The following is an 11,029-nucleotide window of genomic DNA, read 5'->3' as shown; positions in this document are numbered from 1 at the left end:
CATTACAAAGGTAGGGTTTTGATTGAAATCTGCAAGAGCAAGAGCTATAAAAGTATGTTATATAATATCTATTAATATAAAAAGGGGCAATTTTAAAAGAAGTTTACAGAAAATCTGTTTTGCTTGTAATTCTTTTGAAATATGAGATGTAACTGTAGGGGTTTATTTTCGGATCAAAAGGAAAGTGTAGGGAAGAAAGAGTTGACATACGGGCATAAAAAAAGGAGCAACGCTTTGCTCCAATCTTGTTAACCTTAAATCTAATACTATGAAAAACACAGTGCAAAGGTAGGGTTTTGAGTGGAATCTGCAAGAAGTAGCCCTTAAATAGTATGTTATATAACATCTATTAATAGAGTTAGCTCAAAATTAATATTTATTTAAAGTAGAATAATTGGGTTGGAGTGGGGGATAAGTAGGTTTAATCCAATCTTTCTACTGGTTTACAGTTGCGTCCTTCCCTTACTATGGGGTATAAGAAGATAAGTCTTGCAGCTCTATGATACTGAATTTATATTCTCGCCTTCCTATTCTCAAATCTTTCCTATTCTTTATGATCACCTTATTTATATCTGCTGCACCATCTGGCTTGGCAGATGGTGCAGTACTGGTCTGTTTTTAATTTCTCTTAATAAGGTCAAGATTTGATGATGTCTTTCTTGTTTTCATCAAACCAGGAGTAAAGGTCAAAATATTTTGTAGAATTAGCGATATGATAACTAAGCGTATTAATCTTTTTTTGTCCTGATTTCTTACGTTTTAGTTTTATACGGGTAAAGAATGGGAAGTGCATGTTTTATAATTTATTGGCTTTTTGTAGTTCGGAGACTATTATATAGACAATATTTTAATTTGAAACATTATTTTAAAATAGATTTATTCTGATGCAATAAAAAACAATATTAAAACAGTCTTTTAGGTGTGTGTAACTCCTTATATACGTATTCTGTGTGGGGATATTATACTTATCAATAATGTTTAAAACTTAGTATTTAATGAGTTACAAATCTTTTTGTTCTTATCTTAAATATAAAATTAATTTGTATAAATTTGTTATTGATAAAGATCGTGGCTATATTGATGATGTAAATGAGAGGGAAATTGGTTATCTAGTCAACTATTGACAAAATAATAGAAATAGAAGTAAAAACGAATTTCTGTAGAAAGAATAGTCCAAACTAAGAGTCTCTCCAAACTAAGTTGAGTAATTGACCTGATTTTTAATACTTAACTTCTAAAACATAAAAATCAAACACATATTAGACTTGGGTGCATTGAGTATTGCCCATCGATAAAATGTAATACTCCTCCTTTCTTAAAAGAAAGATGGCTTTTGCTTTACATAAGCTTAAAAATAAGTTCTATGTGATGGTTAGAATGCTATGCTCTAATAGTTTGGAATGTGTTTAAAGAAATAGAGAATTAATTATTTTATTAACTTTTAATTAAACATTTTAAATTTAAAAATTTGTTAATGACAGCTGGTGCTTTATTGGCATTTACAGCATGTAGTAATGACAGTGACGGTATTACACCTGCCACAGACGTAGAGGCTCAAGTGAGCGATATTGAATTAATTGTATCTGTACCTGGTACAGCGGCAACAAGAGGTGTTTTAGAAGATGGTGTAGAAGTAAAAACTGCTTCAGTAAAAGGTGTTATCGCTTATCTTATGGATGGTGAAACTAAAGTAGGAGATGTATTTGTAGATAAAATAGATGCTGAGAGTAGTGCCTATAAATTAGAAATGAAAAACGTATCAGTAAAAGATGGTATTTCAAGACTAGTTATTATTGGGTATAATAATGATGCACAGAAAAAAGAAGCTTTAAATATTCCTATTGCAGATGTTCAGCCTACGGGTACTCTAAAAGGTATTGCAAACTCTGCATATGCTATTGATGTGTTGCTTAAAGCACAAGATAATAATTTAGAGGGAAAGAAAACAGAATATAAAGTTGAGGTAGGAAAAAAAGGACCTAAGACAACTTATACTGTAACTGCTAATATGAAGTCTATTGCAGCACGTGTAGAAATGTCTGAAAATATTCAGTATAATAAAAACTTGGTAAAGTCTGCTTATGTGTCTCACATTATACCTATGGGTTATAGAGATGCATATAAAGGTGGTAATACTATAAATGGTACAGGAGTAAAAGAGGATAATAAAACTCTTGATGTAACTACGAATCAATTAGCATTTATGTTGGAGCAACCTATAACTGATTGGGGCAAACAAGTTGTAGCCAACCACTTATTCGATGGTGATAAGCAGTTATTTAATATCGCTTTAACTTCTACACTTTATGACTGTGTGATGTCTAAGAAGAATCCAAGAGCATACTTAACAGTAAATGTTCAAGATATAGTGGGTGATGTTACTGAAGAAAATGTTGAGACATCTGTTATTTTTAAAGGAAATGATGACAACAAAGGTAAGTTCTATGCTGTAAAAGTCTCTAAAGAAGGTAATAAAGTATATTATGCTGTTGAATATATAGCAGAGACAGATACTTACTATGCTAAGTATGAAACACCACTAGGAGAAGAAGTTTCTCATAAAAACTTCGCAACCAAAGACGATATAAGATGGTTCACGATTGGTAACTTTAATTATAAAGATGGTGGTGAGAATGTAGGAAAACAAGGTATCTATTCTGGTGGTCATATCTATAAATTAAACTTTAATGATGGTTTAACTTGGAAGGGTGAAAATGAAACAGAGTTCTCTCCAGATGTAGATGGTGGTACAGAAGAACCACAAGTAACTCAGATTGTAGATATTCTAGCTACAGTTAAGGTTCTTGACTGGACAGAAGGTAATTATACTACTGAAGTTAACTAGTAGATATTTAACAATTAACTTAATATAATGAAGAGGGGGTAGTTTCGTCTACCAAAGGGAAGGCGGCTTTCCCCTCTTTATTTTTTCTAACAAATTAATTTAAAAATATGCAGAACATCAAATACATACTCATCCTTTCGGTATTGCTTCTTAGTGCTTGTTGCATCAACGATGATAATAGCGATTGCCCAAATACTTATTTGAACTTTTCATACGTAAGTGAAGAGAATGGTGAGGTAGGAGATTATATACATTCTGCAAAATTATTGATCTATAATAGCAATAACGAATTAGTGTTACAAAGAGATATAGATCAAACTCAGATCAACCAAGGATTGGGTATTCAATTACCTCCAGGTGATTATTATGCTGTGGCATGGGGTAATGCTGGTGAGCATTCCGTTTTGTCAGATATTCAGCATATAGAAGATGCTCGCTTGAGCACCAATGGATATCCCAATATAAAAACCATAGAGACCAATGACCCTCTCTATCTAGGTACTCATTCATGGACAATATCAGAGAGAAATAATTACAATCATGCTATCTATGAAACTATAGATTACAGGTCGGCACACCTTAGCGTGGATGTTCGTATCTTCGGTGTAGAAGGAGGACTGGCTCAAGTGAGAGTCAATAACTTAATGCCGCAATACAATTTTCAAATGGGTGATACAAAACCCAACAATATAACGTATAGCCCTCTAGTGAAATATATAGAGGAAGAGGATATGCAAAGAGCATACCTACATGTGCTGCGATACAAAGGCAAAACGCCTATGACTATCGATATTTTACTCAACCAAGAATCTACCTATAATGTGGATGTTCGTAAACTAGTTGAGCAAAAATATCCAGATTTTACCCTAGAACGTAAAACAGACTTTACCATCATTATTGAAGTAGTATTCGATGGTGTGGAAATGCATGTACAGGTTTTAGACTGGGAAGAAGATAATATTACTAATACTCCTATTTCGTAAAAGAGTAGAGCCAAAAATAAAAACAAATGAATTATAAAACAATAAATAGGTTAAAGGTAAGGTCCTTCTGGTTTTTAGGGCTTGCTTTCTTTATTGCCTTATTATCTGCTTGTGTTGGCGACTCTATTCTATCTGATGAAGATAGATTATCAAGCAATGAAGCTTATGCAGAGTTACTCTTAAGATCAAGTGGAACAGAAAATAGTCAAAAGAAGGCGGAATATGATAGCGACATCAACTCCTTGACTGTTCTTGTTTTTAAGCACGATACAAATGAGAGTCCAGTTTTTGCCTATAAAGCTCCTGTAAGCGCTATCAAAAAACAGGAGAATGGTGAGTTTTTAGTATCAACAAAATTGAAGGTTAGTCAAACAGAGAATGATCAATATAGCTTGGCACTGATTGCTAATGTAGATATATCTGATGCTGATTTGTCTGCCTATAAAGGATTCCCTAAAGAGACATTAATTAAAAAACTAAATTTTCAAAGTACCCACTTAGATAAAGATAAAGAAGATTATTTCTGGAAAGATAAATATTTACCTATGTATGGCGAATCTGACCCGAAACACATCAGTAAGGTCCCTCAAGTGTGGGGTACGATATATATGATCCGTTCGGTAGCCAAGGTAACTATAGATATTCAATCAAACGATCAGAATCTTGTCTTTGGTGAGCTATATATTCATAATGCTGTAAGTAAAGGGAGGTATGCTTCGGATGTACATTCATCTTTTTTAGAAGGGAATAATACTCCTAGTAACACAAAAGTTACCTTGCCTGATTTTAATACAAATGAAACTCAATATACCAATTGGGTTAAGTTTGTAGACTTTGCTACCCAGTCAGCAACCCCAATCATTCTCTCTGAAAATGAGGGAGGTTCAAGAGATGATGTAGATAAAACAACCTGCTTTGTTTTGGGATTGAAAAAAGATAAAGACTCTAAAATATCTTACTATCGACTAGACATACCTAAGATGTTAGAAAGTGGTGGCTTCGATAAAGAAAAGACTGAACCCATCCTTAGAAATCGCCACTATGTGGTTAAGGTAACTCATGTGGAAGGAGAGGGTGCAGAAAATCCCGATGATGCTCTAAAACAAGAGATAGAGATAGACTGTACCGTTCAGATTGGTGAGTGGAATACGATAAAAGAGTCCTATGATTTAGCAGGAGAATATAGATTTGAATTAGACGTAAGAGAAATAAATTTTGATGACTATAGCGGTAATGAAATTACTAAAACCATAAGTTATGACTCAAATGTACCTGCTGAAAAAATCTACTTTAAGAATTCTGAAAAACCTACAAGTATAACTATTGATACCTATAAATTAACCATAAATTCGAAATTAAATCAATTAGAAATTAGTTGCCATGGAGTTCCTAAAAAAAACAAGAACACAGTTATTCTATGTGTTGAAAATATGGAGATTCCTATTGATCTATATGGTATTCCTGAAGCTTTGACTTTTTTTTACCCTGAAATAGATGTTTATACTGAGGGATATTATATTGAAAGCTACCCTATTGACGAATCTAACTACTTAGATGTATGGCTTGATAAGGCGTTTTTTGGAATTGAAAATGATGCTGAGATAGAGTTTAATACGAATAGTCAAGAGGAATGTGGATTTGAGTTTAGAAAACTAGAACGGATTTCTTCTAAAAACACGAATGGAAAATGGGTGAATATTCAAGTACCAGCTCAAGGTAAACCTAATAAAAATGGCAAATTTGAATGTTATTTAGATTTTACAATATCGTATCCATCAGTTAATAAAAACTATAAATTAAAATATAAAACAAAATTTAATTTATATGCTAGTAAGAAACCTGAGTTCTCCAATCTTAAAATTCTCTTTGTTGCTTATGGATATAAACTTTTTCCAACGGATGAATCAGGTTCAGAACATTATGGAAATGAGGGTTATTTAGATAAAAATGGAAATAAAATTGATTATAATCACAATATAGGAAAATTATTATTTAATGAGAAGTTATTTGGTTTGGAGGGAACTGTGAAGATAAAGCCTTTTGTCTATTACAAGGAAACTCAAAAACTAGATCCCTATCTTGAGAATAATATAATCTATCAAGTTTCATCGTTATGGGATGTGAATGATTTAAATGAATTTGATGTTATTTTTTATATAAACTCTTTTATAGATAATGAACTTCGCAATAGAGATTTATCTAATAAAGTAATTAACTACATGAATAATAAAAATCATGTATTTATTCAAACACCCTCGTCTAAAGTTAATAGAAGTATTTTCTCTCAATATTCTGATCCAATATTTAATGAGTTTTTTGGCAGTAAGTACTTAGGCTTTAAGTTAGATATAGAGAGAACTTCGAGGTTAGTGAGAAATCAACGTGTTCCTGAGATAAACTATTCTTTTCCTAAAATACAAGAATATGGTGTTGATAAAAAACACATTGTTTTTCCAAGTGTTGCGAATACTTTAGGAAAGAGCTTATATGAAGTATACGATGATTTTAATTATATAAACTCAAGTTATTTACTAGATTTAGCTTCAAAATATGTAATAACATCCACATCTATTTTTTTAAAAGCAAAGAGTTATGCGCCTATAATTGTGGCTAATGAGAATAAAAATTATATGTGGATAGGTTCAAGTTATTTGTTCTCTGACTATGCGGTGAATATAGATAAAGATCATTTACCTATAAAAGGAAACCATGACTCATATGGAGGTTTATTATCTATGAGTGATAAAGATTTATGGGAACAAGTTACTGGAAATGATGATACTTACAACTCTTATTTTTTTATGAATATTATGAATTGGGCTTTAACAAGAGCTAATACTAAATAAAAGTACAGATGAAAAAATATATAAAAATAAATATATACGCATTGCTTGTTTTTTTATTATGTGTAGGGTGTTCTAATGATAATAGTTTATCAAATTCACTTAACACTACTGAACATGATTATGTGACAATTAGTTTACCTGTATATTTGCCTCAATTTAAAACTTCTACAAGAGGATTAACAGATCAAGATGAGTTTGATTTGGGAGATAAGGTTCAATTTTTAATTTATGGTGCTGATGAAGAGGAATGTTATGAAGTAATTGAAAAAACGGTAAGTGGAGTCGATACAAATAATAATCTTTATAACTTTGAACTGAAAGTAAGTCGTGATTATGAGTCTTTTCGATTGGCTGTTTTAGCAAATTATGAGGAAGAGACAAATGATCCCCTGCAGTTTTCAATTACAACTGAAAGAGCAAATAACTCTACTGCAACTCTTACCAGAATTCCTCTTTGGGGGTGGTATAATGAAGTCATTGATATAAATGATCAAACTACAAAGGTAAAACTAACTAGTCCTATTGATATGAAGCGTGCTGTTTTTAAAGTTGAGTTTATAAATCGTGATGATTCCTTTGATTTTAAAGGTGTCTACGTAGTAGATTATAATACGAAAGGATTGATACCATATGTTTTTAATAATGCAGAAAAATTAAATTTACCTTCAGATATAGGTTTTACAGAAGGATTAGGCAATAAATTATATTTTGAAGCTGAAGAACAGACCAAAGGTGCAAAGCAAATTCAAAATATGATTTATCTTCCTGAAACATCTTTTGAAAAGTATCCTCTGTTTATAATAAAAGGGAGTTATAAAAATAATCCTGAAAGCTACTATAAAGTGGAACTAATAAAGAAAGATGTAGAGAATAAACAAGATAACTTTCAAGTTTATAATTTAAAGAGGAACTATAATTACTCTATTGTAATTAATAAAGTTAATAATTCAGGCTGGAGTAATATAGATAATGCTTATGCTAATAAATTGGGCAATGTTATTGAATATGATATTTTAGATTGGGAGTCGGCTCACGATGGTATAACTTCCATGTGGGAACATAATGGGTTGTTTTTTGGCGTACAAAAAGAAGTGCGGATTCCATCAGATGTTCCGTTCCATTATATTCCATTAAAAACGAATATTGGATTTGAGGATTTAAAAAAAATAAAATACACAGTAAATAATGAAGAAGTCAAATTTATAAGTATTATAGAAAATTCGAATAATAAATATTTGCAAATAGAAGTAAATAAACTTGAGAATTATTCTGGGAAAGTAGAACTCTCTATTTCACATCCTAGCTATGGCTTTATGCAAAAAGTGCTGATTATTGAAACAATATCAGAAACGGCTCCATATACTATTGATAATCTTGAAGTAAAAGGATTCTATGTAATAAATGAATCTATAAAAGATGATAAGAAGAACTATATTGAAGCTACATTAATAGGACCTTGGTTTATTAAGGAAATGGATATATCTATTACTTCTGAAAATAATACAATGAATTTATTAGGACTAGATGATATAAAGTTTGAAAAGAAGATTTCTTTTGATAGGGGATTAGCTAAAGTTAACATACCAATATCTGGTACTCCAATAAAGCAAGGACATTTTAGTTTAGATTTAAAGTTTAATAATGGTGATGTATTCACAATACCTATTAGAATAGGTACAAAGGTAGTTGTAGAGTATAAAAAGTCTAGTGAAGAACAAAGCAAGATACCTATGTTTAGTCCTTTTGATGAAAATATTAAGTCTTTAACCACTATAACAAGTTCATATGGAGCTGTAGAGATAGATATGATGGAAGATGGTGAAGCTTGTGTCATATTGCCAGATAAAGTTAACGAAGATGGATTTTATCTTTATTCTAGCTTTTATAAAAAAGGAATTTCTTTACCTTATCCTCAGTTTAGACTGGTTGCTGTAACATCGTGGAAAAAGATTGCAGAAGATAAAAGTATTGTATTTAATATGGAGCAAATTAATAATCTTCCTGTTTATGTAGGTACAGATAAAGATAGATTAGATGAAAATTTAAAGTTGACTTCTTATAATCTTTTAGAAGAGACAAACACATCAATTTATAATGCAGTTTCTGGTGATGGAGCTCAATTCACTATCAAAAACAATCTAGGATATCTTAGTCTAAATGAAGTCTACGATATGGAGTTAACATTAGTTCTTGATAATTTAAATTACCATTCAGATAACGGATCTTCTAAAGACGATGAAAAAGGAGGAGGACAAGGTTATTTTGCACACGAAGTTTATATCTCAGAATTTAAATTATCCGAGATTATTGATAACTGTAAATTAGACTTTAAAAATCAGTTGAATCAGTTGGAGGTGCGTAGAATATTCGGAATCAGCATTACTGCCATACCTGTTTATGCCTTGAATCAAGGAGATAGATCAAATCGATTAAAAATAGTAACTGATAAGATTGAAAAAAACGATATTAAGAAAAAAGCCGAATATGATGGAGAATCAATAGGTTTATACAATTATATAGGTTTTTCTATGAGTCAACTTTCTGAGTTTTTAAAAAGTCTTACAACCCATACTTATGCTACTATTATTATTCCTAATAAATATATGGAAAACAATGTTAGCTCTTTAAGAGCTAATAGATCTTTTAAATCTAAGTGTAGATTTGACCCTCTGGGAGTACCATATGAGAAGTATACAACATTTACTTTACAAGAACTTTTGGAAGGCAAGTTTTTTTTACATGATAGTTTTCTTTAAGTCCAGGCAAGCTTTAATCTAAAAAATAAGAATTGTTTTATAATTAGATATAGAGAAGCGAGTTGATACCTTTTATAGAATATCAACTCGCTTCTCTATATAAATTAAGAGTATATTTGTTTTTAAATAGAAATACTTTCCTATATCAGGTTATTGCAAGAAAACTCGTACTTCTCATTAGCTAGAATATCCTCCAATACATTTTTGCACATTGTTTCTAGTGGTTCATTTAAAAAGCAAAAGGATTGGGACGGTATTTAGTAGCACACTTTGTCCTTAGCCATCTTTAGAAAAACACAAGTAATGGGGTAGGAGAGTTTATCGAATCTTTTCTTTTTATATTTCTAAATACTAAAGCATTTGTTGTATCTTGCCAAATGACAAAACCTTGACACAACAAACTATGAAGACTTTATCTTTTCTAATCGCATTTTTTGCTATTAGTGTAACTGCATTTAGTCAAAAAAAGAAACCTCCTGTGGGGTTTGCCGATTTATTAGTACCGGCACGGGCAGTAAAACAGTTTCATTTCCCTATGGTGTGCAATGCCACAACAGGGGAGTGGGAACTTCAGTCGAGTATGCCCTCGCTAGCTAGAACTACCACCTTTTATCCCAATGGTAAAATATCATCCGAAGAGGATATCGATCATTTTAGCAATAAGAAGTTTAATAAGATATTCTTTTACAATGCCCAAGGCCAACTCGAAAAACTGGGGAGTAGAATTATAGCCAATGGCGTAGTCAATGATTCTGTATTTGTGTTTACCAACTATCAAAAGACAGAGCAAGGCAGACGTATCTATCGGAATGAAGATAAGAACGGCAACTTGTATAATCAAGAAAAGACAGTGATAGAGTACAAGTCAAATCAGATTCTTACTCGTACTGATACAGCTGTAGATTCCCTAGTGCTGAATAGCTATGAGCAACCTCTGATTCATAGTTACCGCACAAAAGACTACAGAGTAGAGTATCAATATCTCTACAAGGAGAAGCAATTGTATAAAATAAGAACCATCTTGAACGATCAAGTCTTACCCAAAATAACAAACATAGAATACCTAGAATACGATGAGTATGGAAACTGGGTGAAATGTATATTCAGTCAGTCGGAATCTAAAAAACTCATTCTAAGGGAGATTAAATACTAAAAACATACGATGCTCAAAAATCTTCTACTCCTTTTTATACCTATATGGGTGATAGCCTATGCCACAAGAAAGCAGCTGGTGCGATATTTTGGTGATTTACTGACACGTGCCAAGAGTACAGAAGTTTCTATCTACGATTATTCCCTAGGGAGTAAAGGACAAATGAAACAACATATTAACACGTACTTTAATGAGAGTGGACGAGTAATCTATCTCGAAGTAGACGATAACCTATCCAACGATTTTAAGCGTGTGTTTTACTCGTTCGACCGTAGTGGGGTGATGCTACATCAAGAGGTAAAAGACCGATTTTCTACCCTTACTAAAATGCTTGTTGAGCAAGATGGTGAAGGTTTTCATTACCAAGTTTATCAAGATGGAACTTTACTGCCAGAACTTTATCGGGTTCAAGAAAGAGGGCAGCATACCTATGCCCAGCAAGGCGA

Annotated in this window: 7 protein-coding genes; all 7 read left to right on the top strand. The window is 31.9% G+C overall.

Features of this window, described 5'->3' with window-relative positions; translation table 11 throughout:
- Nucleotides 1-499 precede the first annotated feature (499 nt).
- Nucleotides 500-622, top strand: coding sequence for a hypothetical protein (locus K8V80_RS05115; protein ID WP_276775881.1), 123 nt, complete (start codon nt 500-502; stop codon nt 620-622).
- Nucleotides 623-1,474: 852 nt separating this feature from the next.
- Nucleotides 1,475-2,845 (top strand): hypothetical protein, encoded by a 1,371-nt coding sequence (locus K8V80_RS05110; protein ID WP_006745282.1) that lies wholly within the window; start codon nt 1,475-1,477, stop codon nt 2,843-2,845.
- 107 nt (nt 2,846-2,952) lie between these two features.
- Nucleotides 2,953-3,828, top strand: coding sequence for a FimB/Mfa2 family fimbrial subunit (locus K8V80_RS05105; protein WP_006745281.1), 876 nt, complete (start codon nt 2,953-2,955; stop codon nt 3,826-3,828).
- Nucleotides 3,829-3,854: 26 nt separating this feature from the next.
- Entirely contained in the window at nt 3,855-6,674 is a 2,820-nt protein-coding gene (locus K8V80_RS05100; RefSeq protein ID WP_276775877.1) for a hypothetical protein, read from the top strand.
- Between the two features lie 8 nt (nt 6,675-6,682).
- Complete coding sequence (locus tag K8V80_RS05095; RefSeq protein WP_276775875.1) at nt 6,683-9,430, top strand: hypothetical protein; 2,748 nt, start codon at nt 6,683-6,685, stop codon at nt 9,428-9,430.
- Between the two features lie 403 nt (nt 9,431-9,833).
- Entirely contained in the window at nt 9,834-10,583 is a 750-nt protein-coding gene (locus tag K8V80_RS05090; protein WP_276775873.1) for a hypothetical protein, read from the top strand.
- 9 nt (nt 10,584-10,592) lie between these two features.
- A partial coding sequence (locus K8V80_RS05085; RefSeq protein WP_276775871.1) for a hypothetical protein occupies nt 10,593-11,029 on the top strand: 437 nt, incomplete at its 3' end.

The sequence above is a fragment of the Bacteroides coprosuis genome (assembly GCF_020741705.1).
Taxonomy (GTDB): Bacteria; Bacteroidota; Bacteroidia; order Bacteroidales; family Bacteroidaceae; genus Bacteroides_E; species Bacteroides_E coprosuis.
The sequence above is the reverse complement of the archived record's forward strand: the minus strand, read 5'-3'. Positions and strand labels throughout refer to the sequence as shown.